33 protein-coding genes and 1 pseudogene are annotated in these 23,036 nt (G+C 65.1%); 33 read left to right on the forward strand and 1 reads right to left on the reverse strand.

Annotation, left to right across the window (positions count from 1 at the left end; all coding sequences use genetic code 11):
• Positions 1–53: 53 nt before the first annotated feature.
• The 33 genes and pseudogenes from tuf to GIW81_RS01310 all read left to right on the forward strand — a co-directional run bounded on the left by tuf (position 54) and on the right by GIW81_RS01310 (position 21,375).
• Positions 54–1,244: an elongation factor Tu gene (gene tuf, locus GIW81_RS01150; RefSeq protein WP_154737522.1), complete on the forward strand. Its 1,191-nt coding sequence runs from the start codon at positions 54–56 to the stop codon at positions 1,242–1,244.
• A 62-nt stretch (positions 1,245–1,306) separates the two neighbouring features.
• Positions 1,307–1,615: a 30S ribosomal protein S10 gene (rpsJ, locus tag GIW81_RS01155; RefSeq protein WP_072377406.1), complete on the forward strand. Its 309-nt coding sequence runs from the start codon at positions 1,307–1,309 to the stop codon at positions 1,613–1,615.
• A gap of 62 nt (positions 1,616–1,677) precedes the next feature.
• A complete protein-coding gene (rplC, locus tag GIW81_RS01160; RefSeq protein ID WP_154737523.1) occupies positions 1,678–2,391 on the forward strand; it encodes a 50S ribosomal protein L3 in 714 nt (237 codons plus the stop codon).
• Positions 2,391–3,050, forward strand: a complete 660-nt coding sequence (gene rplD, locus GIW81_RS01165; protein WP_154737524.1) for a 50S ribosomal protein L4 — start codon at positions 2,391–2,393, stop codon at positions 3,048–3,050. Before rplC ends, rplD begins: the two co-directional genes overlap by 1 nt.
• Positions 3,047–3,343 (forward strand): 50S ribosomal protein L23, encoded by a 297-nt coding sequence (locus tag GIW81_RS01170; protein ID WP_154737525.1) that lies wholly within the window; start codon positions 3,047–3,049, stop codon positions 3,341–3,343. The genes rplD and GIW81_RS01170 overlap by 4 nt, the downstream gene beginning before the upstream one ends.
• Positions 3,344–3,367: 24 nt before the next feature.
• On the forward strand, positions 3,368–4,192 hold the full coding sequence (gene rplB, locus GIW81_RS01175; protein ID WP_154737526.1) for a 50S ribosomal protein L2: 825 nt from the start codon (positions 3,368–3,370) through the stop codon (positions 4,190–4,192).
• Between the two features lie 24 nt (positions 4,193–4,216).
• Entirely contained in the window at positions 4,217–4,498 is a 282-nt protein-coding gene (gene rpsS / locus GIW81_RS01180) for a 30S ribosomal protein S19 (protein WP_154737527.1), read from the forward strand.
• A gap of 18 nt (positions 4,499–4,516) precedes the next feature.
• Positions 4,517–4,891, forward strand: a pseudogene (gene rplV / locus GIW81_RS01185) (50S ribosomal protein L22); the annotation flags it as partial.
• Positions 4,892–5,031: 140 nt separating this feature from the next.
• Positions 5,032–5,844, forward strand: a complete 813-nt coding sequence (rpsC, locus tag GIW81_RS01190) for a 30S ribosomal protein S3 (RefSeq protein WP_154737529.1) — start codon at positions 5,032–5,034, stop codon at positions 5,842–5,844.
• A gap of 33 nt (positions 5,845–5,877) precedes the next feature.
• Positions 5,878–6,288, forward strand: a complete 411-nt coding sequence (gene rplP, locus GIW81_RS01195; RefSeq protein WP_154737530.1) for a 50S ribosomal protein L16 — start codon at positions 5,878–5,880, stop codon at positions 6,286–6,288.
• Between the two features lie 30 nt (positions 6,289–6,318).
• Complete coding sequence (rpmC, locus tag GIW81_RS01200) at positions 6,319–6,534, forward strand: 50S ribosomal protein L29 (RefSeq protein ID WP_154737531.1); 216 nt, start codon at positions 6,319–6,321, stop codon at positions 6,532–6,534.
• 5 nt (positions 6,535–6,539) lie between these two features.
• Entirely contained in the window at positions 6,540–6,776 is a 237-nt protein-coding gene (gene rpsQ, locus GIW81_RS01205; RefSeq protein ID WP_154737532.1) for a 30S ribosomal protein S17, read from the forward strand.
• Between the two features lie 79 nt (positions 6,777–6,855).
• A complete protein-coding gene (rplN, locus tag GIW81_RS01210) occupies positions 6,856–7,224 on the forward strand; it encodes a 50S ribosomal protein L14 (RefSeq protein ID WP_154737533.1) in 369 nt (122 codons plus the stop codon).
• The gene (gene rplX, locus GIW81_RS01215; protein ID WP_154737534.1) at positions 7,224–7,550 is read left to right on the forward strand and encodes a 50S ribosomal protein L24; all 327 of its coding nucleotides are present in this window, start codon (positions 7,224–7,226) and stop codon (positions 7,548–7,550) included. The genes rplN and rplX overlap by 1 nt, the downstream gene beginning before the upstream one ends.
• Before the next feature lie 3 nt (positions 7,551–7,553).
• Positions 7,554–8,246, forward strand: coding sequence for a 50S ribosomal protein L5 (gene rplE / locus GIW81_RS01220; RefSeq protein WP_154737535.1), 693 nt, complete (start codon positions 7,554–7,556; stop codon positions 8,244–8,246).
• A 41-nt stretch (positions 8,247–8,287) separates the two neighbouring features.
• Positions 8,288–8,593: a 30S ribosomal protein S14 gene (rpsN, locus tag GIW81_RS01225; RefSeq protein ID WP_154737536.1), complete on the forward strand. Its 306-nt coding sequence runs from the start codon at positions 8,288–8,290 to the stop codon at positions 8,591–8,593.
• 13 nt (positions 8,594–8,606) lie between these two features.
• Entirely contained in the window at positions 8,607–9,005 is a 399-nt protein-coding gene (gene rpsH, locus GIW81_RS01230) for a 30S ribosomal protein S8 (RefSeq protein WP_154737537.1), read from the forward strand.
• Between the two features lie 50 nt (positions 9,006–9,055).
• A complete protein-coding gene (gene rplF, locus GIW81_RS01235) occupies positions 9,056–9,598 on the forward strand; it encodes a 50S ribosomal protein L6 (protein ID WP_154737538.1) in 543 nt (180 codons plus the stop codon).
• 12 nt (positions 9,599–9,610) lie between these two features.
• Positions 9,611–9,979 carry a 50S ribosomal protein L18 gene (gene rplR, locus GIW81_RS01240; protein ID WP_154737539.1) on the forward strand — a complete coding sequence of 123 codons (369 nt, stop codon included), beginning with the start codon at positions 9,611–9,613 and terminating at the stop codon, positions 9,977–9,979.
• Positions 9,980–9,994: 15 nt separating this feature from the next.
• Complete coding sequence (gene rpsE / locus GIW81_RS01245) at positions 9,995–10,570, forward strand: 30S ribosomal protein S5 (protein WP_324614850.1); 576 nt, start codon at positions 9,995–9,997, stop codon at positions 10,568–10,570.
• A gap of 38 nt (positions 10,571–10,608) precedes the next feature.
• Entirely contained in the window at positions 10,609–10,812 is a 204-nt protein-coding gene (gene rpmD, locus GIW81_RS01250; protein ID WP_154737540.1) for a 50S ribosomal protein L30, read from the forward strand.
• Positions 10,813–10,826: 14 nt separating this feature from the next.
• On the forward strand, positions 10,827–11,390 hold the full coding sequence (gene rplO, locus GIW81_RS01255; RefSeq protein ID WP_154737541.1) for a 50S ribosomal protein L15: 564 nt from the start codon (positions 10,827–10,829) through the stop codon (positions 11,388–11,390).
• 139 nt (positions 11,391–11,529) lie between these two features.
• Positions 11,530–12,885, forward strand: coding sequence for a preprotein translocase subunit SecY (secY, locus tag GIW81_RS01260; protein WP_154737542.1), 1,356 nt, complete (start codon positions 11,530–11,532; stop codon positions 12,883–12,885).
• Complete coding sequence (locus GIW81_RS01265) at positions 12,882–13,475, forward strand: adenylate kinase (protein WP_154737543.1); 594 nt, start codon at positions 12,882–12,884, stop codon at positions 13,473–13,475. The genes secY and GIW81_RS01265 overlap by 4 nt, the downstream gene beginning before the upstream one ends.
• A 200-nt stretch (positions 13,476–13,675) precedes the next feature.
• Entirely contained in the window at positions 13,676–14,047 is a 372-nt protein-coding gene (gene rpsM, locus GIW81_RS01270) for a 30S ribosomal protein S13 (protein ID WP_324614851.1), read from the forward strand.
• Positions 14,048–14,146: 99 nt separating this feature from the next.
• The gene (gene rpsK, locus GIW81_RS01275; RefSeq protein WP_154737544.1) at positions 14,147–14,554 is read left to right on the forward strand and encodes a 30S ribosomal protein S11; all 408 of its coding nucleotides are present in this window, start codon (positions 14,147–14,149) and stop codon (positions 14,552–14,554) included.
• Positions 14,555–14,675: 121 nt separating this feature from the next.
• Positions 14,676–15,698, forward strand: a complete 1,023-nt coding sequence (locus GIW81_RS01280) for a DNA-directed RNA polymerase subunit alpha (protein ID WP_324614852.1) — start codon at positions 14,676–14,678, stop codon at positions 15,696–15,698.
• A 122-nt stretch (positions 15,699–15,820) separates the two neighbouring features.
• The gene (gene rplQ, locus GIW81_RS01285; RefSeq protein ID WP_154737546.1) at positions 15,821–16,249 is read left to right on the forward strand and encodes a 50S ribosomal protein L17; all 429 of its coding nucleotides are present in this window, start codon (positions 15,821–15,823) and stop codon (positions 16,247–16,249) included.
• A 137-nt stretch (positions 16,250–16,386) separates the two neighbouring features.
• On the forward strand, positions 16,387–17,415 hold the full coding sequence (locus tag GIW81_RS01290) for an NAD-dependent epimerase/dehydratase family protein (protein ID WP_154737547.1): 1,029 nt from the start codon (positions 16,387–16,389) through the stop codon (positions 17,413–17,415).
• 154 nt (positions 17,416–17,569) lie between these two features.
• Positions 17,570–19,003: a Do family serine endopeptidase gene (locus GIW81_RS01295; protein WP_154737548.1), complete on the forward strand. Its 1,434-nt coding sequence runs from the start codon at positions 17,570–17,572 to the stop codon at positions 19,001–19,003.
• Between the two features lie 169 nt (positions 19,004–19,172).
• Positions 19,173–20,486, forward strand: a complete 1,314-nt coding sequence (locus tag GIW81_RS01300) for a replication-associated recombination protein A (RefSeq protein ID WP_324614853.1) — start codon at positions 19,173–19,175, stop codon at positions 20,484–20,486.
• Between the two features lie 71 nt (positions 20,487–20,557).
• Complete coding sequence (locus tag GIW81_RS01305; RefSeq protein ID WP_154737550.1) at positions 20,558–21,103, forward strand: type VI secretion system amidase effector protein Tae4; 546 nt, start codon at positions 20,558–20,560, stop codon at positions 21,101–21,103.
• A 35-nt stretch (positions 21,104–21,138) separates the two neighbouring features.
• Entirely contained in the window at positions 21,139–21,375 is a 237-nt protein-coding gene (locus tag GIW81_RS01310) for a hypothetical protein (protein ID WP_154737551.1), read from the forward strand.
• Positions 21,376–21,378: 3 nt separating this feature from the next.
• On the opposite strand, the gene GIW81_RS01315 is transcribed toward GIW81_RS01310, so the two are convergent.
• Positions 21,379–23,010: an L-lactate permease gene (locus tag GIW81_RS01315; RefSeq protein ID WP_154737552.1), complete on the reverse strand. Its 1,632-nt coding sequence runs from the start codon at positions 23,008–23,010 to the stop codon at positions 21,379–21,381.
• Positions 23,011–23,036: the final 26 nt, after the last annotated feature.

Consider the following 23,036-nt stretch of genomic DNA (forward strand, 5'->3'; position numbering starts at 1 on the left):
TAACAGAAGAGACGGGACCCCAAGGGGTCCGACAACTGAAGTGGAGAGCCACGATGGCCAAGGCAAAATTCGAGCGGAACAAGCCGCACTGCAATATCGGCACGATCGGCCACGTCGATCACGGCAAGACGTCTCTGACGGCCGCGATCACGAAGATTCTCGCCGAGTCCGGCAAGGCGCAGTACACCGCTTACGATCAGATCGACAAAGCCCCCGAGGAGCGTGAGCGCGGCATCACGATCTCGACGGCGCACGTCGAGTACGAGACCGACAAGCGCCACTACGCCCACGTCGACTGCCCCGGCCACGCCGACTACGTGAAGAACATGATCACCGGCGCCGCGCAGATGGACGGCGCTATCCTCGTCGTCTCGGCTGCCGACGGTCCGATGCCGCAGACCCGCGAGCACATCCTGCTCGCCCGCCAGGTCGGCGTTCCGGCGCTCGTCGTGTTCCTCAACAAGGTCGACATGGTCGACGATGCCGAGTTGATCGAGCTCGTCGAGATGGAGGTGCGCGAGCTCCTCAGCTCCTACCAGTTCCCCGGCGACACCATTCCGATCGTCAAGGGCTCGGCCCTGATGGCGCTCGAGGACAAGAAGCCTGAGCTGGGCCGGAACGCCATCCTCGAGCTGATGAACGCGGTCGATGCGTCGATCCCGCAGCCCGAGCGCCCGATCGATCAGCCGTTCCTGATGCCGATCGAGGACGTGTTCTCGATTTCCGGCCGCGGCACCGTCGTGACCGGCCGTATCGAGCGCGGCATCGTCAAGGTCGGCGAGGAAGTCGAGATCGTCGGCATCAAGGACACGCAGAAGTCGATCGTCACCGGCGTCGAGATGTTCCGCAAGCTGCTCGACCAGGGCCAGGCCGGCGACAACGTCGGCTGCCTGCTGCGCGGCATCGACAAGGAAGCCGTGGAGCGCGGCCAGGTGCTGTGCAAGCCCGGCTCCGTCAAGCCGCACAAGAAGTTCAAGGCCGAGGCCTACATCCTCACCAAGGAAGAGGGTGGCCGCCACACGCCGTTTTTCACCAACTACCGTCCGCAGTTCTACTTCCGGACCACGGACGTGACGGGCGTCGTGACGCTGCCGGCCGGCACCGAAATGGTGATGCCCGGTGACAACGTGACGATCGACGTCGAACTCATCACCCCGATCGCCATGGAGGAGAAGCTGCGCTTCGCCATCCGTGAAGGCGGCCGTACGGTCGGTTCGGGTGTCGTCGCCAAAATCGTCGAGTAAAGGGCAAAAGCCAAGGAAGCGTCCGCGGGCGGGCGCTTCTTTCTTTTGAAAGAGTGCGGGACATGAACGGCCAAAATATTCGCATTCGCCTCAAGGCATTCGATCATCGAATTCTCGATGCCTCGACGCGAGAGATCGTCAACACGGCGAAGCGCACCGGCGCTGAGGTACGCGGACCCATTCCGCTGCCGACGCGCTTTGAGCGGTTCACCGTGAACCGTTCTCCGCACATCGACAAGAAGAGCCGCGATCAGTTCGAGATGCGCACTCACAAGCGTCTTCTCGACATCGTCGACCCGACTCCGCAGACGGTCGATGCACTGATGAAACTCGACTTGGCGGCAGGCGTCGACGTCGAGATCAAGCTCTAAGGGCAATTCGGGCCGGCGGTTGTCGCCAGGCGCCGAGAAATTGAGAAGGAAGGAATGCTCTCATGCGTTCCGGAGTAATTGCACAGAAGGTGGGCATGACCCGCATCTTCACGGACGCTGGGGAACACATCCCGGTGACCGTGCTGAAGCTCGACAACGTGCAGGTTGTCGGTCATCGCACCAACGACAAGAACGGCTACACCGCGCTGCAGTTGGGCGCCGGTACCCGCAAGCCGTCGCGCCTCACCAAGGCCGACCGGCAGAACTTCGCGGTCGCCAAGGTCGAGCCGAAGCGCAAGCTTGTTGAGTTCCGGGTCACCCCCGAGAACCTCATCGACGTGGGCGCCCAGATCACCGCCGACCACTTCGTCCCGGGCCAGTTCGTCGACGTGACGGGCACCAACCAGGGCAAGGGCTTCCAGGGCGCAATGAAGCGCTGGAACTTCGGCGGTCTGCGCGCGACGCACGGCGTGTCGCTCAGCCACCGCAGCCACGGCTCGACCGGTCAGCGCCAGGACCCCGGCAAGGTGTTCAAGGGCAAGAAGATGGCCGGCCACATGGGCTCGGAGCGGGTGACGACGCAGAACCTCGTCGTCGTGAAAACCGACGTGGAGCGCGGCCTCGTCATGGTACGCGGCGCGGTTCCCGGCTCGAAGGGCGGCTGGGTGCTGGTACGCGACGCCGTTCTGAAGCAACCGCACAAGGACGCCCCGCGTCCGGGCGCATTCAAGGCACGCGGCGGCGAAGCTGCCGCTGAGGCGAAGGAGCAGGCGTGATGAAAGCTGATGTCACCACGCTCGCGGCCGCCAAGGCCGGCACGGTCGACCTGGCCGAGGCCATCTTCGGTCTGAAGCCGCGCCCCGACCTCATTCAACGCATGGTCCGCTATCAGCTGGCCAAGCGCCGCGCCGGCACGCATCACGCCCAGGACCGTTCGGAAGTGAACGTCACGGGCAAGAAGATGTACAAGCAGAAGGGTACCGGCGGCGCCCGTCACGGCGACAAGTCGGTGCCGCAGTGGCGCGGCGGCGGCAAGGCGTTCGGGCCCAAGCCGCGCGACCACGCCTTCGAGCTTCCCAAGAAGGTGCGCGCACTGGCGCTGCGCCACGCGCTCTCGGCCAAGCAGGCTGCCGGCGAGCTCGTCGTGCTCGACAAGGCGGAATCGAAAGAGGGCAAGACGCAGGCTCTCCGCGATCAGTTCGCCAAGCTCGAATGGACCAACGTGCTGATCATCGACGGCGCCGAGCTCCAGACCGACTTCGTCCGCGCCGCCCGTAACCTGCCGAACATCGACGTTCTGCCGGTGCAGGGCATCAACGTGTACGACATTCTGCGCCGCCGGAAGCTGGTGCTGACCAAGGCCGCCATCGCCGCGCTCGAGGAGCGCTTCGCTGACGCCGTGAACAATCACGCCGCCGAGGGGAGCAAGTCATGAGCAAGCACCACAGCGCCTATGACGTCATCGTCTCGCCGGTCATCACCGAGAAGTCGACGCTCGTCTCGGAAGCCAACCAGGTGATCTTCAACGTCTCGCCCCGCGCGACGAAGGCGGAGATCAAGGCCGCCATCGAGAGCCTGTTCAAGGTGAAGGTGAAGGCCGTGAATACGCTCGTCCGCAAGGGCAAGCTCAAGACGTTCCGTGGCCATCGTGCCCTGCAGAGCGACGCCAAGAAGGCGATCGTGACGCTGGTCGAGGGTCACCACATCGACATTGCGACGGGCCTCTAAGGATACGGACCGCAGGTAACGACCATGGCACTGAAGACATTCCGCCCAACGACCCCCAGCCTGCGCCAATTGGTGCTGGTGGATCGCTCGCAGCTCTGGAAGGGCGCGCCGATCAAGGTTCTCGTCGAGGGCAAGTCGAAGACCGGCGGCCGTAACAACGACGGCCGTATCACGATGCGCCACATCGGCGGCGGCGCCAAACGGTCGTACCGCATGGTCGACTTCCGCCGTCGCAAGTTCGACGCGCCCGCCAAGGTCGAGCGGATCGAGTACGATCCCAATCGCACCGCCTTCATCGCGCTGATCAAGTACCAGGACGGCGAGCTTGCCTACATCCTGGCGCCGCAGCGTCTTGCTGTCGGTGACCAGGTCGTCTCCGGCGAGAAGGTCGACGTCAAGCCCGGCAACGCCATGCCGCTGGCCGGCATGCCGATCGGCACCATCGTGCACAACGTCGAGCTGAAACCGGGCCGCGGCGGCCAGATCGCGCGTTCCGCCGGCGCCTTCGTGCAGCTCGTCGGCCGCGACAGCGGCTGGGCCGTGCTGAAGCTGAATTCCGGCGAGACGCGCCGCGTGCGCGCCGAGTGCATGGCGACCATCGGCGCCGTGTCGAACCCCGACCATTCGAACGAAGTGACGGCCAAGGCCGGCCGGACACGCTGGAAGGGCACTCGCCCGACCGTGCGCTCCATCACCATGAACCCGATCGACCACCCGAACGGTGGCCGCACCAACGGCGGCAAGCACTGGGCGACCCCGTGGGGCAAGCCGACCAAGGGCTACAAGACGCGCAAGAACAAGTCGACCGACAAGTACATCATTCGCAGCCGTGCGGCGAAGAAGAAGTAGCCGGCGGCTACGAGGAGACAGGTTATGACACGTGCAGTTTGGAAAGGTCCGTTCGTCGACGGCTACCTCCTCAAGAAGGCGGAGAAGGTGCGCTCGTCGGGCCGTAGCGAGATCATCAAGATGTGGAGCCGCCGCTCGACGATCCTGCCGCAGTTCGTCGGTCTGACGTTCGGCGTGCACAACGGGCACAAGCACGTTCCGGTCGCGGTGACCGAGGACATGATCGGGCACAAGTTCGGCGAGTTCGCTCCCACCCGCATGTTCCACGGTCACGGCGGCGACAAGAAAGCCACTAAGGGCAGATAAGGCGAAGGCGGAAGTACTATGGGCAAGCCCAAACGCGAGCGCAGCCTCTCCGACAGCGAGGCGCAGGCCGTGGCAAGAAACCTCCGGGTTTCTCCGCGCAAGCTGAACCTTGTCGCCGGTCTGATCCGCGGCAAGCCGGTTGATGCGGCGATCGCCGATCTCGAGTTCTCGCGCAAGCGCATCGCGCAGGACGTGAAGAAGTGCGTGATGTCGGCCGTTGCCAATGCCGAGAACAACCACGGCCTCGACGTCAACGAGCTCGTCGTCTCGGAGGCGTTCGTCGGCAAGAATTTGATCATGCGCCGCTTCGCGGCCCGCGGTCGCGGCCGCGCCTCATCGATCACCAAGCCGTTCTCGCAGATCACCGTCATCGTTCGCCAGAAGGCGGAAGAAGAGGGTGAGAAGCCAGCGAGGAAGAAGTCGAAGGCAGCCGGCAAGCCCGCCGCCAAGGAAGCCAAGGGCGGCGCCAAGAAACCGGCTGCAGCAGCCAAGAAGAGCGGCAAGGCCAAGCCGGCCGCGAAGGAGACCGCATAATGGGTCAGAAGGTCAATCCGATCGGCCTGCGCGTCGGCGTCAACCGCACCTGGGACAGCCGCTGGTTCGCTGGCCGCGGCGAGTACGGCCGGTTGCTGCACGAAGACATGCGCATGCGTGATCACATCATGCAGCAGCGCCGCCAGGCGGGCATCTCCAAGGTCGTCATCGAGCGCCCGCACAAGAAGTGCCGCGTCACCGTGCACACGGCGCGCCCGGGCGTCCTGATCGGCAAGAAGGGCGCCGACATCGAGAAGCTGCGCGGCCAGCTCGCCCGCTTCACGAGCTCGGAAGTGCATCTCAACATCGTCGAGATCCGCAAGCCGGAGATCGACGCTGCGCTGGTCGCCGAGACCATCGCTCAACAGCTCGAGCGCCGCGTCGCTTTCCGCCGCGCCATGAAGCGCTCGGTGCAGTCGGCGCTCCGCCTCGGTGCACTCGGCATTCGTATCAACGTCGCCGGCCGCCTCGGCGGCGCGGAGATCGCCCGCACGGAGTGGTACCGCGAGGGCCGCGTGCCGCTGCACACGCTGCGCGCCGATATCGATTTCGGCTACGGCATTGCCAAGACGGCCTACGGCATCATCGGCATCAAGGTTTGGATCTTCAAGGGCGAGATCATGGAGCACGACCCCATGGCCTCGGAGAAGAAGAACACCGAGCTGCAGGAGACCGGCGGCGGACGTCCGCGGCGTGACGGCGACCGCGATCGCGGTGACCGTGGCGATCGCGGAGGCGATCGTGGCCGTGAGCGCCGAGAGGCAGCGGCTGCCGCCGCGGCACCGGCCGGCGACGGCGCGGAAAAGGCTTAAGCCAGCGCGATGCGCTGACAAGGACGGAAAGTTATGCTGCAGCCCAAAAAGACGAAATTCCGCAAGACCTTCAAGGGTCGCATCCATGGCGCGGCCAAGGGTGGCACGGACCTCAACTTCGGCTCGCACGGACTGAAGGCGGTCGAGCCCGAGCGGGTCACCGCGCGCCAGATCGAAGCGGCCCGCCGCGCCATCACGCGGCACATGAAGCGCGCCGGACGCGTGTGGATCCGCATCTTTCCCGATGTGCCGGTGACGAAGAAGCCGGCCGAAGTCCGCATGGGCTCCGGCAAGGGCTCGATCGAGTACTGGTGCGCGAGGGTCAAGCCGGGCCGCATCATGTTCGAACTGGACGGCGTGCCGGATGCGCTGGCACGCGAGGCATTGGTACTCGGGGCGGCGAAGCTGCCGATCAAGACGCGTATCGTGACGCGAGTTGGCTGAGCTTAAAGGATTGGACGAGGAATTAAGGCGATGAAGGCGGACGGGTTTCGAGACATGACTCTCGACCAGCTGGATGACCAGCTGCAGAAGCTCAAGAAGGAGCAGTTCAACCTGCGCTTCCAGCGGGCTTCCGGCCAGCTTGAGAACACCTCGCGCGTGCGCAGCGTACGCCGTGACATCGCTCGCTTGCTGACCGTTGCGCGCTCCAAGCGCGCTGGCGGTGGCAAGAGCGCAGCGAAGGAGTAATTCGAATGCCGAAACGCGTACTGCAGGGCGTGGTCGTCTCCGACAAGAACGACAAGACGGTGGTGGTCGAGGTGGAGCGTCGTTACACGCATCCGCTGTTCAAGAAGACCGTTCGCCGTACGAAGAAGTACCACGCACACGACGAGAAGAACGTGTTCAAGATCGGCGATCGGGTAGAGATCGTCGAGAGCGCGCCGATCTCGAAGAACAAGCGCTGGGTGGTCTTGACCGAGGCCGGTTGAGACCGACGCAGAATGTAGGGCGAAAGCCCGCCGAGGATGAAGGTCCGCCCCAGGGCGGAAGTTGGAAAGGACCAGCGCGATGATCCAGATGGAGACGAATCTCGACGTCGCTGACAATTCGGGCGCGCGCCGCGTTCAGTGCATCAAAGTGCTGGGCGGCTCGAAGCGCAAGTACGCGACTGTGGGCGACGTGATCGTCGTCTCGGTCAAGGAAGCTATTCCGAAGGGTCGCGTCAAAAAGGGCCAGGTGATGAAGGCCGTCGTCGTGCGCACCGCCAAGGGCGTGCGCCGTCCCGACGGCTCGCTGATCCGCTTCGACCGCAACGCCGCGGTGCTGATCAACGCCCAGGGCGAGCCGGTCGGCACCCGTATCTTCGGACCTGTCACGCGCGAGTTGAGAGCCAAGAACCACATGAAGATCGTATCGCTCGCTCCGGAGGTGCTGTGATGGCATCGCTCAAGATCAAGAAGGGCGACCACGTCATCGTGATCGCCGGCCGCGACAAGGGCAAGCACGGCGAAGTCGTCGAGATGCTCCCCAAGGAGGAGCGCGCCATCGTGCGTGGCGTCAACGTCGTGCGCCGCCACCAGAAGCAGACCGCTGCCCAGGAAGGCGGCATCATTTCCAAGGAAGCGCCGATCCACATTTCCAACCTGGCGCTCGAGGATCCGAAGGACGGCAAGCCGACCCGCATCGGCTTCAAGTTCCTCGACGGCGGCAAGAAGGTTCGCTTCGCCAAGCGCTCGGGCGAAGTCATTCCGGAGAGACAGTGAGCCATGGCTGACAAAGAGAAACCGGCGAAGGCCGCTGGCGCCCCCAAGGACGGCGCGCCGCAGAAGGCCAAGGCCCCCAAGGCCCCCAAGGGTGACAAGAAGGCGGCGGCTTCCAAGGAGCCGCGTGCGCCAGCTGCGCCGCGCCCGAAGGACTACAAGCCGCGTATGAAGTCGCACTACGAGAAGGTGGTGCGCGACGCCATGCAGAAGAAGTTCGAATACGCGAACAACATGCAGGTGCCGAGGATCGAGAAGATCGTCCTCAACATGGGCGTCGGCGAGGCCGTCAACGACCGCAAGAAGGTGGAGAGCGCCGCCGGCGATCTCGCCCTCATCGCCGGTCAGCGGCCCGTGCAGACCCGCTCGCGCAAGGCCATCGCCACCTACAAGCTGCGCGAAGGCATGCCGATCGGCGCCAAGGTCACCCTGCGCGGCGACCGCATGTACGAATTCATCGACCGCTTCGTCACCATCGCGCTGCCGCGCGTGAAGGACTTCCGCGGTCTGAACCCGAAGAGCTTCGACGGCCGCGGCAACTACGCCTGCGGTTTGAAGGAGCACATCGTGTTCCCCGAGATCGACTACGACAAGGTCGACCAGATCTGGGGCATGGACATCATCGTGTGTACGTCGGCGCAATCCGACGATGAAGCGCGTGAACTGCTGCGCGGCTTCAATTTCCCGTTCCGCAGCTAGAGGACCTCGGGATCAGCCCGAAAGGCCTTTGGAGGATTTAAATGGCTAAGACGAGTTCGGTAGAGAAGAACAACATGCGGCGGCGTCTCTCGGCCCAGAAGGCCGAGAAGCGCAAGCGCCTGAAGGCGATCGCCAGCGACCTGAAGCGTCCGGCGGAAGAGCGTTTTGCCGCCCGCATCAAGCTGGCCGAGATGCCGCGCAATTCTTCGCCGGTGCGTATCCGCAATCGCTGCGAGCTCACGGGCCGCGCGCGCGGCTACTACCGCAAGCTCAGAATGTGCCGCAACCAGCTTCGCGATCTGGCGAGCCAGGGCCTGATCCCCGGCATGACCAAGTCGAGCTGGTAAGGGAGCAGAACGAATGTCGATAAACGATCCCTTGGGCGACATGCTGACCCGCATCCGCAATGCGCAGATGCGTCGCCGGCCGAAAGTCGTCACTCCGGCTTCCAATATCCGTGCCCGCGTCCTCGACGTGCTCGAGGAGGAAGGCTACATTCGCGGCTACTCGCGCGTCGAACAGAAGGGCGCCCTGCCGACCTTCGAGATCGAGCTCAAGTACTACAACGGGCAGCCCGCGATCCGCGAGATCAAGCGAGTGTCGACGCCGGGCCGGCGTGTGTACTCGCCGGTTCGCGACCTGCCTACCGTCGCCAACGGTCTCGGTGTCGCGATCCTTTCGACGCCGAAGGGCGTGATGTCCGACTCGAAGGCGCGCGAGCAAAACGTGGGCGGAGAGATCCTCTGCAACATCTTCTAATCTGCTGCCCGCGCTAAGCGGGCGGTAGGCAACAGGGTTTTGAAACGACCATGTCACGTATCGGCAAAAGAGCAGTCCCGGTCCCGTCTAACGTGACGGCGACGGTCAGTGGGCGCGAAGTCAAGGTCAAGGGACCGAAGGGAGAGCTCTCCTTCACGGTTCCCGAGGAGATCAAGGTCGAGAAGACGGCTGACGGTATCGAAGTCACGCCGCTCGAGGAGACCAAGATGGCGCGGTCCATGTGGGGCATGTCGCGCACGATGGTCTCCAACCTGATCAACGGCGTGACCAACGGCTACTCGCGCACGCTGGAGATCCAGGGCATCGGCTTCCGTGCCGCCATGAAGGGCAAGGACCAGCTGCAGCTCAACATCGGCTTCAGCCACGACGTCGTTCACACGATCCCGTCCGGGGTCGACGTGAAGGTGTCGGGGGCCAAGCAGGAAATCATCACCGTCTCCGGGATCGATGCACAACTCGTCGGTCAGGTGGCAGCCAACATTCGCGCCTCGCGGCCGCCGGAGCCCTACCAGGGCAAAGGCATCCGCTATCAGGGCGAGTACATCTTCCGCAAGGAAGGCAAGAAGAAGTAAGGACGCCGGGCTATGTCTATCACTGTGCTCAACAAACTGTACGACCGGCGCAAGGCTCGCGTCCGGCGCACGCTGAAGGCGAACGCGACGGACCGTCCGCGGCTGTCGGTGCACCGCTCGTCGAAGCACATCTACGTGCAGGTGATCGACGATGCTGCCGGCAAGACGGTCGCCGCCGCCTCGACGCTCGAGAAGGATCTCAAGTCGGCGCTGAAGACCGGCGCCGACAAGGCCGCAGCGGCAGCGGTAGGCAAGCTCATCGCCGAGCGCGCCATCAAGGCCGGCGTCAAGGACGTCGTCTTCGATCGCGGAGGCTACATCTACCACGGCCGCGTCAAGGCGCTGGCCGATGCCGCGCGTGAAGGCGGCCTGAACTTTTAAGAAGAGGATTGCAACGTGGCACGTCCCCAAGGAAGAGACCGCGGTCGCGATCGCGAAGAGCGTGATAGCGAGTTCACCGAGAAGCTCGTTCACATCAACCGCGTCGCCAAGGTGGTGAAGGGCGGTAAGCGCTTCGGCTTCGCCGCGCTCGTCGTCGTGGGCGACCTCAAGGGCCGCGTCGGCTTCGGTCACGGCAAGGCGCGCGAGGTTCCCGAGGCGATCCGCAAGGCGACGGAAGCGGCCAAGCGCTCGCTCCTGCGCGTGCCGCTGCGCGATGCGCGCACGCTGCACCACGACAGCGAAGGCCGTCACGGCGCCGGCAAGGTGGTGCTGCGCTCGGCTCCCGCCGGTACCGGCATCATCGCCGGCGGCGCCATGCGCGCCGTGTTCGAGATGCTGGGCGTGCACGACGTCGTTGCCAAGTCGCTCGGCTCGACCAACCCCTACAACGTCGTCCGCGCGACCTTCGATGCCCTGAAGCATCAGGAGAATCCGCGCGGCGTCGCGGCTCGCCGCAACAAGAAGGTGAGCGAGATCGTCTCGCGCCGCCGTGACGGCTCGGTTGCCGGCGAGACTGTTGCCGAGGCGTGATCTGACGTCCGGACCGAATACCCAAGGAACGAAGTGACATGGCCAAGAAGACCATCACCGTTGAGCAGATCGCCAGTGCCAACCGGCGGCCTGCCATCCAGACCCAGACGTTGCGTGGCCTTGGCCTCGATAAGCTGCATCGCACGCGCAGGCTGGAGGACACTCCGGCCATTCGCGGCATGATCAACTCTATCCCCCACCTGGTGCGCATCGTCGACGTACCGGCGGCGAAGAAATCTTAAGGAGCTAGGGTCCGATGCGGCTCAATGAAATCAAGGACAAGCACGGCGCCCGCAAGGAGCGCGTGCGCGTCGGCCGTGGCATCGGCTCCGGCCTCGGCAAGCAGGGTGGCCGCGGCGGCAAGGGCCAGACCGCGCGTACCGGCGTCGCCATCGGCGGCTTCGAAGGCGGTCAGATGCCTCTGCATCGCCGCTTGCCGAAGCGCGGCTTCAACAAGTGGCGCCGCAAGGACTACAACGAGATCAACGTCGGCGCGCTGCAGCAGGCGATCGACGACAAGCGCCTGGACGCCGGCAAGCCGGTCGATCTGGAGTCGCTCGTCGCCGCCGGTATCATCCGCCGCCCCAAGGACGGCCTGCGCCTCCTCGGCAACGGTGAGATCAAGGCCAAGCTGAGCCTGACCGTCAACCACGCCTCCGGTACCGCCAAGGCGGCCATCGAGAAGGCCGGCGGGTCGATCAAGCTCATCGTGAAGAAGGTGCTTGAGGCCGACGAGATCAAGCGCAAGAAGACGGCCGCCAAGAAGAGCGCCGGCAAGACGCCCAAGAAGCCCGCAGGGGACGCCGCCACCGAGGAGTAACCTTGGCGCACGAGCCGGCGATCACCCGATTGCCGGCAGTTTTTGAGCGGCGTTGCCACCCCGGCCTAGAGATCCCATCTGATGGGAGATCTAGGGGGCGGCCCGCGGCTACGGGCGCGAAGGTTGGGAGAGACGAACCATGGTTTCCGCTGCCGAGCAGCTTGCCGCCAATCTGAACTTCGGCGCCTTCGCCAAAGCCGAAGATCTCAAGCGCCGCATCTACTTCACGCTGGGCGCGCTCATCGTCTACCGGTTCGGCACCTTCATTCCGCTGCCGGGCGTCAACCCGACCGCATTCGCGCAGACGTTCAGCGCCAACGCCTCCGGCATCCTCGGCATGTTCAACATGTTCGCGGGCGGTGCCGTCGAGCGCATGGCGATCTTCGCCTTGAACATCATGCCCTACATCTCGGCATCGATCATCATGCAGCTGATGAGCTCGATGTCGCCGAAGCTCGAGGCCTTGAAGAAGGAAGGCGAGCAGGGGCGCAAGCAGATCAACCAGTACACCCGCTACCTCACGGTGGTCCTGGCAGCTTTCCAGGCGTACGGCATCGCCATCGGCCTCGAGGGCTCGCACGGCGCGGCGGGCCCGGTGGTTTTGGACCCAGGCTGGTTCTTCCGCATCACTACCGTCATCACGCTGGTCGGCGGCACGCTGTTCCTGATGTGGCTCGGCGAGCAGATCACGCAGCGCGGCGTCGGCAACGGCATTTCGCTCATCATCTTCGCCGGCATCGTCGCTGGTCTGCCGGCGGCGCTCGTCGGCCTGTTCGAGCTGGCGCGCACGGGCTCGCTGTCGGTCGGCCTGCTGCTCCTGCTGCTGGCGCTGATGCTGTTCGTCGTCGCCGCCATCGTGTTCATGGAGCGCGCGCAGCGCCGCCTGCTGATCCAGTATCCGAAACGCCAGGTCGGCAACCGGATGTTCCAGGGCGATAGTTCGCACCTGCCGTTGAAGCTCAACTCGGCCGGCGTCATCCCGCCGATCTTCGCTTCGTCGCTGCTGCTGCTGCCGATCACCGCCGCGCAGTTCACCGCCGGCCAGGGGCCGCAGTGGCTCAACGACGTGACGGCGGCGCTGGGCAGCGGCCAGCCGCTCCACATCGCCCTCTACGTGGCCCTGATTATCTTCTTCGCCTTCTTCTACACGGCCGTCGTGTTTAACCCGAAGGAGACGGCGGACAACCTGCGCAAATACGGCGGGTTCCTGCCCGGTATCCGCCCCGGCGAGAAGACGGCCGAGTACATCGACTATGTCCTCACGCGCATCACTGTCGTCGGCGCCATCTACCTTGCCGCGGTCTGCGTATTGCCGGAAATACTCATTTCCTACGCGGCCGTGCCGTTCTACTTTGGCGGCACCTCACTGCTCATCGCGGTGAGCGTGACCATGGACACGGTGGCACAGGTGCAGAGCCATCTGCTCGCGCACCAGTATGAAGGCCTTATCAAGAAGGCCAAGCTGAGAGGCGCGACGGGGCGAGGGCGCAGATGAACCTAATCCTGCTGGGTCCCCCGGGAGCCGGCAAAGGAACGCAAGGCGAAAATCTTGCCAAGAAACGGGGGCTCATTCAGCTTTCGACGGGTGACATGCTCCGCCAGGCCGTCAAGGCCGGAACCCCCGTCGGGCTGGTAGCCAGCGCCATCATGGAGGCCGGAGGCCTCGTTCCCGACGACGTCGTCATCAACATCATCGCCGAGCGCATTGCCCAGCCGGACTGCGCCAAGGGCTTCATTCTCGACGGCTTTCCGCGCACCCTGAAGCAGGCGGCGGCGCTCGATGAGCTGTTGACAGCCACGGGCAAGCAGCTCGACGCCGTGATCGAGCTCAAGGTTAACGACGATGCGCTGCTGTCGCGCATCGAGAACCGGGCGCGCGAGACCATCGCCGCGGGGGGCGTGCCGCGCGCCGACGACAATGCCGAGGCGCTGCGCAAGCGTCTGATGGCCTATTATCGCGAGACGGCGCCGCTCATCGGCTACTATTTCGCCAAGGGCAAGCTGCACTGTGTGGACGGAATGGCGCCGATTCCCCAGGTGGAGAGCCAGGTGGACGCTGTTCTGAACAGCGTCGCCGCACCCTGAAAAAACCGTTATCAGCAGATTGACGGGGAATTATTGCTCCGGTACAACACCCCGTTCTTAACGCACCTTGCAAAAAATCCGGTCTGCCACCAGACGGGCCGGATGGGTGCGTTTTTGGCGCATGAACATTAAAGCAGCGGTGTGCCGCAGCGGGGGCGGGGAGCTTCCTCCGGCGGCAATCGATACCTCAGGAGAGATGTGTGGCCCGTATCGCAGGCGTCAACATTCCGACGCAGAAGCGCGTCGTCATCGCGCTTCAATACATTCATGGCATCGGCCAGAAGTTTGCCCATGAAATCTGCACCAAGGTCGGCATTCCAGCCGAGCGGCGCGTCAATCAGCTGACGGACGCCGAGGTGCTGCAGATCCGCGAGACGATCGACCGCGATTACCTCGTCGAAGGCGACCTGCGTCGCGAGGTCATCACCAACATCAAGCGCCTGATGGACCTCGGCTGCTATCGCGGCCTGCGCCATCGCAAGGGTCTGCCGGTTCGCGGCCAGCGCACCCACACCAACGCCCGCACCCGCAAGGGTCCGTCCAAGCCGATCGCTGGCAAGAAGAAGGCCTGATCGCACGCAATTCGGGGGACGGCCGCACGGCCGGTCCCCATTTCGCTTTCGACGCTTATCGCATGACGGGCCGCAGCGCGGCCCCTGGAGATTTGACGGATGGCCAAAGAGACGACCGCTCCCGCAGGACGCGCCAAAGTGCGTAAGCGCGAGAAGAAGAACATCACGTCCGGCGTGGCGCACGTCAACGCCTCGTTCAACAACACGATGATCACGATCACCGACGCGCAGGGCAACACGATCGCCTGGTCGTCGTCGGGCACCAAGGGCTTCAAGGGCTCGCGCAAGTCGACCCCGTACGCCGCCCAGGTGGCTGCCGAGGACGCCGGCCGCAAGGCGCAGGAGCACGGCATGAAGATCCTCGAGGTCGAGGTCTGCGGTCCGGGCTCCGGTCGTGAATCGGCGCTGCGCGCCCTTCAGTCGGTTGGCTTCCAGATCACCTCGATCCGCGACGTGACGCCGATCCCGCACAACGGCTGCCGCCCGCGCAAGCGCCGCCGCGTCTAACGACTGCTGCCGACGGGGCGCGTCTACCGCAGCCCCGTCGTCTCGCGTTCGCGAGTGACCGAAAACTGTACCCTGTCGCCTGCGCCCCCGCTGCAGGCCTGACGAAGCGAGGCCCCCCGTGGTGAACGTTCTGCAAAAAAACTGGCAAGACCTGATCAAGCCGAACAAGCTCGATGTTGCCTCTGGCCGTGACCGGAGCCGCACCGCGACGGTCGTCGCCGAGCCGCTCGAGCGCGGCTTCGGCATGACGCTCGGCAACGCGCTGCGCCGCGTGCTCCTCTCGTCGCTGCAGGGCGCCGCGATCAAGACGGTGCAGATCGACGGCGTGCTGCACGAGTTCTCGTCGATCCCCTCGGTGCGCGAGGATGTCACCAACATCATCCTCAACATCAAGGAAATCGCCCTGCGCATTCACTCCGAAGGCGTGAAGCGCATGGTGCTGAAGAAGGAAGGCGGCGGTTCCATCCGCGCCAAGGACATCGAGGCCGGTCCCGACGTCGAGATCCTGAACCCCGAGCACGTGATCTGCACCCTCGACCAGGGCGCGGCGATCCGCATGGAGTTCACGGCCGACATGGGCAAGGGCTATGTCGCCGCCGAGCGCAATCGCCCGGAAGACGCGCCCATCGGCCTCATCCCGGTCGACAGCCTCTACAGCCCGGTCAAGAAGGTCTCCTACAAGGTCGAGAACACCCGCGAGGGCCAGATCCTCGACTATGACAAGCTGACCATGACCGTCGAGACCGACGGCTCGGTGAAGCCCGAGGACGCGATCGCGCTCGCCGCCCGCATCCTGCAGGACCAGCTGGCCGTCTTCATCAACTTCGAAGAGCCGAAGAAGGCCGTCGAAGAGACGCGTCATCCGGAGCTCGCCTTCAACGCCGCCCTTCTCAAGAAGGTCGACGAGCTCGAGCTTTCGGTCCGCTCTGCCAACTGCTTGAAGAACGACAACATCGTCTACATCGGCGACCTGATCCAGAAGACGGAAGCCGAGATGCTGCGCACGCCGAACTTCGGCCGCAAGTCGCTCAACGAGATCAAGGAGGTCCTCGCCTCCATGGGCCTGCACCTCGGCATGGAAGTGCCGAACTGGCCGCCGGACAACATCGAAGAGCTGGCCAAGCGCTTCGAGGATCAGTACTAAGACGACGTGCGAATTCCGGCACGTGGGATCGACCTGATCCCACGACACCGGGACCACGAATTCACGAGCCTAGCGAGGTGAGGCCATAGAACCTCCCCGTTAAACAACCTAAGGGAACTGACATGCGACACAAGAAACTGGGGCGGCGCTTCAGCCGTGACAGCAGCCACCGCCAGGCGATGTTTTCCAACATGGCGGCGTCTCTCATTCGCCACGAGCAGATCGTGACGACCTTGGCGAAGGCCAAGGATCTGAAGCGCGTCATCGACAAGTACATCACGCTCGCCAAGCGCGGTGACTTGAACTCGCGCCGCCTTGCCGCCTCGCGGCTGGGCGACGAGGATATGGTCAAGAAGCTCTTCGACACGCTGGCCACGCGCTACAAGGATCGCGCCGGCGGCTACTCGCGCGTGTTGAAGGCTGGCTTCCGCTACGGCGACAGCGCACCGCGCGCCGTCATCGAGCTCGTCGACCGCGATACCTCGATCAAGGGCAAGGAAGACCGCGAGCGCCACGAGGCGGCTGTGGCTGCTGCCCAGTCGGAATCGTGATCGGTCGCCTCGCGGCTGCCGCTGGCCTTATCGCCAACTGATCGCTAAGCATGCTTCGGTGGCGCGGGCACTATGTGCCTCGCGCAACCGCGGGCATGTCCGCGCCCGTGCGTGATCGGCTGGCGATGGAGGCTGCGATGGCGGGTGAGAAGGTTCTGGTGACCGGAGCCTCGGGCTTCATCGCCAAGCACGTCATCGCCGAGCTGATCCGCCAGGGTTATCAGGTCCAGGCGACACTGCGCGATCTCTCCCGCGAAGAGGAGACCTGGCGGGCCATCGGCAATGCCGGCGCCACCGCCGGTGACGTCAAGTTCTTCCCCGCCGACCTCCTCGACGACGACGGCTGGGCCGAGGCGATGCAGGGCTGCACGTATGTGCAGCACGTGGCGTCGCCTTTCCCGCTCAAGAACCCCAAGGATCCCGACGAGGTGATCCGGCCCGCACGAGAAGGCGCTGTCCGCGTCCTCAAGGCGGCGAAGCAGGCGGGCGTGAAGCGCGTCGTGCTCACCTCGTCCGTGGTGGCCATCACGCTGCCGTGGCCCGAGGCAACGCCGGGGCATGTGTTCGATGAGACCGATTGGACGAACCCCGATCGGCCCGACATCACGACCTACGTCGTCTCCAAGACGCTCGCCGAGCGCGCCGCCTGGGACTACGTGAGCAGCACGCCGGGCGCTCCGGAGCTTGCCGTGGTCAATCCGGCCTTCGTCCTCGGCCCGGCGCCCGACGCGGACCTCTCCACCTCGCACGAGGTGATCAAGCTGATGGGCACCGGCGCCTATCCGGCGGCGCCCAAGATCGGCTTCCCGATCAGCGACGTGCGCGACGTGGCCGTGACCCATGGCCTGGCGATGACCAACCCGGGGGCGGCCGGCCAGCGGTTCCTGACGGCCAACGGCTACCTGCGGCTGTTCGAGGTCGGTCAGCTCGTGAAGCAGGCTCTGCCCGACCTCGCGAAAAAGGTTCCGCGCGGCGAGCTGCCCGACGTTGCGGTCCGGGCCTTGGCGCTGGTCGACGGCCGCCTGAAGGCGGTGCTGCCGGACCTCGGCTTCCCGCGCCCTGTCAGCAACGCCAAGGCGCACCGCGTCTTGGGCCAGACATTCCGCTCGCCCCAGGAGGCCGTGACCTCCGCCGCGGCCAGCCTGCGGGCCCTGCAGGTCATTTGAGGCGTCTCGCCCCAGGCACAGTGGCAAATCTCGGTCATGGGGGCGCCATCTGCGGCGCTATGCTACGTCTCGGACGCCACGCGGCTCCTGGACCGGGGCGCGCGACGCACCGACATAGAACGGCATCTCAAGGACCATGATCAGCAGCATGACCATGCCGACGACACCCTCCCGTCTCAGCATCAAGACCGCTGCCCTGGCGGCGGCCGCGGCTATCCTTCTCGCGCCGACCGTTGCGCCAGCCCAGGATCGCCTGGCGCCTCCGTCGCGCGATGCGCTGCAGTACTCGTATTCGCCGATCGTGAAGAAGGCGACGCCGGCGGTGGTGAACGTCTACGTGCGCTCGCGCGTGCGTACGGCCGTGTCACCGTTCGCCAACGATCCATTCTTCCAGCGCTTCTTCGGCGGTCGCGGCGGCTTCGGCCTGCCGCAAGAACGCATCCAATCGTCGCTGGGCTCGGGCGTCATCATCAGTCCCGACGGCGTGATCGTCACCAATACCCACGTCGTGAAGGGCGGCACCGACACCCAGATCCGCGTGGCGCTCTCCGACAAGCGCGAGTACGACGCGCGCATCGTCTCGCAGGACGAGCGCTCCGATCTCGCCGTGCTCAAGATCGAGAAGGGCGGCAACGACTTTCCTTTCCTGCAGTTCGCCGACAGCGACAAGCTCGAGGTCGGCGACCTGGTGCTCGCGATCGGCAACCCGTTCGGCGTCGGGCAGACGGTGACGAGCGGCATCATCTCGGCGCTCGCGCGCACGGAGATGGCCCAGTCCGACACGCAGGTGTTCCTGCAGACCGATGCGGCGATCAACCCCGGCAACTCGGGCGGCGCGCTCGTCGACATGAACGGCAAGCTCGTCGGCATCAACACCATGATCTTCTCGCAATCGGGCGGCTCGGTCGGCATCGGCTTCGCCATCCCGTCGAACCTCGTGCGCTTCTACGCCGATAATGCCGTCGCCGGCCGCAAGGTCGAACGGCCTTGGCTCGGTGCCCAGATGGAGACCGTCACCCGCGAGATGGCATCGACGCTGGGGCTCGAACGGGTTTCCGGCGCGGTCATCACCCGGCTTACCAACAACGGTCCCGCGACAAAGGCCGGCATGCAGCTCGGCGACGTCATCGTGAACGTCGACGGCTTCGAGGTCGGGGACTCGCATTCGGTGCTCTACCGGCTGACCACCCGCGGCGTCGGCAACAAGACCAAGCTGGACGTGATCCGCAATCGCAAGCATGTCGCGCTCGAAGTGGCGCTTCTGCCCGCGCCCAAGCCCGGCAAGGACGACGTCCGCAACCTGTCCGGCAATCATCCGTTCGACGGCGCGCGCGTCTCCAACATCCTCCCCAGCGTCGCGGACGAGCTCAATCTCGACGAGACCGACGGCGTCGTCATCGTCACCGTGCGCTCCGGCGGCGTCGCCTCGCGGCTCGACTTCCAGCCCGGCGATATCATCGTGCAAATCGGCGACAACAAGATCACCGACGTCATCATGCTGGACGAGATCACGCGCACGCCGCAACGCATGTGGAGCGTCACCATCAAGCGGAATGGCCGCCTGATGAAACTGCAAATGTCGGGTTGACGGCTAGCGTGATGATCGAGAAATTCGCCTTCGCTGGCGGCTGGGTACCGAGCGAATTTCTCGATCTGAATCACGCTAGCAAAAGTATAACTCTAGTGTCCCTTTCGATTCCGGAGTTCGATCGCTACATTGCCTGCGAACACAGGCGAACTCCGGAATTGGGACACTAGTGGCCACGCTGTTCGAAGCCGCCGGACTTGAGAAAGGGGCGCCGCGCCCGCTCGCCGATCGCCTGCGCCCGACGAAGCTTTCCGAGGTCGTGGGGCAAGAGCAGCTTGTCGGCCCCAACGGCACACTGACGCGCATGCTGAAAAGCGGCCGGCTGCCGAGCCTCATCCTGTGGGGGCCGCCGGGCTCCGGCAAGACGACGGTGGCGCGCCTCCTCGCCCACGAAACCAAACTCGAGTTCGAGCAGCTGTCCGCCATCTTTTCCGGTGTGCAGGACCTGCGCAAAGCCTTCGATCGCGCCAAAGCGCGCCGCGAGCAGGGCAAAGGCACGCTGCTCTTCATCGACGAGATCCACCGCTTCAACCGCGCGCAGCAGGACAGCTTTCTGCCGCACATGGAGGACGGGACGATCACGCTGGTCGGAGCGACGACCGAGAACCCTTCCTTCGAACTGAACGGCGCCGTGCTGAGCCGCGCCTCGGTGCTCGTCTACAATCGCTTGGACGAGGCAGCGCTCGAGGAATTGCTGGCGCGCGCCGAGACGGAAGAGAAGCGCCCGCTGCCGCTCGACAAGGATGCGCGCGAAGCTCTCATCGTCATGGCGGACGGCGACGGGCGCGCCGCGATCAATCTTGCCGACGAGGTGTTCGCCGGGGTCGCGTCGGGCTCGAAGCCGCTCAACCGCGAAGCGCTGAGCACGTTCGTGCAAAAGCGCGCGCCCCTCTACGACAAGTCGCGCGAGGGCCACTACAACCTGATCAGCGCCCTGCACAAGTCGGTGCGCGGCTCCGATCCCGATGCCGCGCTTTACTGGCTGTGCCGCATGCTCGACGGCGGCGAGGATCGGCTGTTCCTCGCGCGCCGTCTCGTGCGCATGGCGATCGAGGACATCGGCATCGCCGATCCGCAGGCGGTGGTGCAGGCGCTCGCCGCCAAGGACACGTTCGATTTCCTCGGCAGCCCGGAAGGCGAGCTGGCCCTGGCGCAGGCGACCATCTACCTCGCCACGGCGCCCAAATCGAATGCCGCCTACGTCGCCTACAAGGCGGCGATGCGCGCCGCCAAGGAGCACGGCTCGCTCAGTCCGCCCAAGCACATCCTCAACGCCCCGACCAAGCTGATGCAGTCGGAGGGCTATGGGGACGGTTACGCATATGACCACGACGCGGAGGAAGGCTTTTCCGGCCAGGACTACTTCCCCGAAGAATTCGACACACGGCCGCAGTATTACGATCCCCCGGAGCGGGGTTTCGAGCGCGATATCCGCAAGCGGCTGGCGTACTGGGCCGATCTGAGGGCCAAGCGCGGGGGCTAGCGACTGGTCCAGTGCCAGCGCGCCGCCTATACTGGCCGCGCTGGGTTGGGAGTGGGTGAGGGAGGGGGCTGATGGTTCAGTTCATCGATCTGTGGCGCGGACATCCGATCAACGAGTCGGTGACGGCTCCATGCGTCGCCCCACACGACCTGACCAACATGGAAGGCCAGACGGTGCACATGGGCTTTCCCGTGTTCCACAACCAGTGTGCCATCCGGCTGGGGGTCGCCCTGCGCCGCGCCGGCATCAGCGATGGGCAGATCGGCGGCTGCGCCTCCTGCGCCGTGCATCCGCGCACCGAGATGCACTTCATCAACGCCAGTCAGCTCGCCAACGCCCTCACGCACTCCAACATCCCCGGCATCGGGGCGGTCGAGAAGATCACCGGCACGGAAGCGGCGCACTACTATCCAAAGCTGTTCGGCCGCACGGGCATCATCTACTTCCAAGACTACTGGAAGCGCAGCTCCGACACCGGCCGCGCCACGGGCGACCACATCGACCTGTGGAACGGCTACCGATCGTCCGCCAAGTGGCTGCTCGAGTGGTTCTCCTGGGTCGGCTACTATTCGAACTACGCCAACGCCGGCGAGATCTGGTTCTGGGAAGTGAAATAAGCGGCGCGCAGCGGCTGCGCCCTGGGGGTTACGCAATGCGCTACGTCGTTGCCATGGTGTTCGCGTTCATCGGTGCGGCACTCGCCATCATCTTCCTGAGCTCGTCCGTCGCCGACTGGGTCGTGGCGCGGCAGACGTTCGAAAGCTCCGACGATGCCGAGAACCTGCACATGCTGGCGTTCATCGGCACTAACATCGCCGGCCTGATCATCGGCTGGATGGTCGGGTGGGTGATCGGCGGTGCTGGGGGCTCCAAACCGCCGGCCGCTTGATCGCTAGGGTGCAAGCAGGGTGAGCGGCCAGAGGTAGGCCTGGCCCAGCACGAGCAATCCGACCAGCGTCGCCAGCGCGATCGAGTGGAAGGCGACGAAGCGAAGGATGCTTCCCTCGTGGCCGTACCAACGCGTCGCCGTCGAGGCGACGACGATCGACTGGGCGTCCATCATCTTGCCCATGACGCCGCCGGAGCTGTTCGCCGCCGCCATCAGCACGGGGTTGATACCGAGCTGCTCGGCGGTCACCCGCTGCAGGCCGCCGAAGAGCACGTTGGATGACGTGTCCGAGCCGGTGAGGGTAACGCCGAGCCAGCCGATGTACGTCCCGAACAGCGGATAGAGCCAGCCGGTCGACGCCAGGGCGAGGCCGAGCGTAGCGTCCGTCCCCGCGTAGCGCGTGGTGAAGCCGATCGCCAGCATGCAGGCGATGGTGAGCAGCGAGTACCGTACGAGGTAGAGCGTGCGCGCGTACATCCGAACGAGCCCGCCGACACTGTACCCTAGCAGCAGTCCCGACACGATTGCGGCGATGAGGATGCCGCTGCCCGTCGCCGAGAGAACGTTGAAGTTGAACACCGCCGGCTCGATGCGCGGCGCGGCGACCACCGGCGGCACCTTCTGCACGAGCTCGTGCAGTCCGGGCACGGCGAGCTTGGGCGCAAAGTAGCCGTCGAGTTCCGCGCGCACCTGCGGCGTGCCCCACAGAAACACGAAGACGCTGAGGATGAGCCACGGCATCCACGCGCGCCGCACATCGCTTTGCTTGTGCTCCGCCTTGGCTTCGACCGCAGTCGTCGCGTTCGGCATCGCCGTCATCGGCTTCGCCGGCCGCCAAACCCTGAGGAACAGCGCCAGCGAGGCCATCGATACGATCGCGGCGATGATGTCGACGAGCCAGGGGCCATGGAAGTTCGACACGAGGTACTGCGGGATGGCGAACGACACGCCGGCAACGAGGATGGGCGGCCATACCTCCAGCATCTTGCGGAAGCCGACGAAGGCGGTGACGAGCCAGAACGGCACCAGCACCGAGAAGAAGGGAAGCTGCCGTCCGATCATGCCGCTCAGCTCGTGCAGGTCGAGACCGGTTACGCCCGCCAGCGCAACGACCGGCGTCCCGAGCGCTCCGAAGGCGACCGGTGCGGTGTTGGCGATGAGCGACAGGCCCGAGGCGGCGAGCGGCGTGAAGCCCAGGCCGATCAGCATGGCAGCGGTGACCGCGACCGGCGTTCCGAACCCGGCCGCTCCTTCGAAGAACGCGCCGAGGCAGAAGGCGATGAACAGCAACTGCAGGCGGCGGTCGTCGCTCACCGATGCGATCGACCGTTGCAGGATGGCGAAGTCGCCCTTCTCGCTCGTGAGCTGATAGAGAAAGATGACGTTGAGGATGATCCAGCCGATGGGCAGCAGGCCGTAGGCCGCACCGTAGAGGGCGGCGAGGCCGGCCATCGCCGGCGGCATGCCGTGGGCAAGGATCGCGACGGCCAGCGCCGTGAGCAGGCCGAGCAGCGCAGCGACGTGCGCCCGCAGCTCGAAAATGCCAATGCTCGCGAGCAGCACCACAACGGGCAGGGCGGCAATCGTCGTCGACAGCGCCATGTTGCCGAACGGGTCGTAGACCTGCGACCACATGCGACCGGCTCCCCCCTGCTTCGGCA

Source organism: Hyphomicrobium album (genome assembly GCF_009708035.1).
GTDB lineage: Bacteria > Pseudomonadota > Alphaproteobacteria > Rhizobiales > Hyphomicrobiaceae > Hyphomicrobium_A > Hyphomicrobium_A album.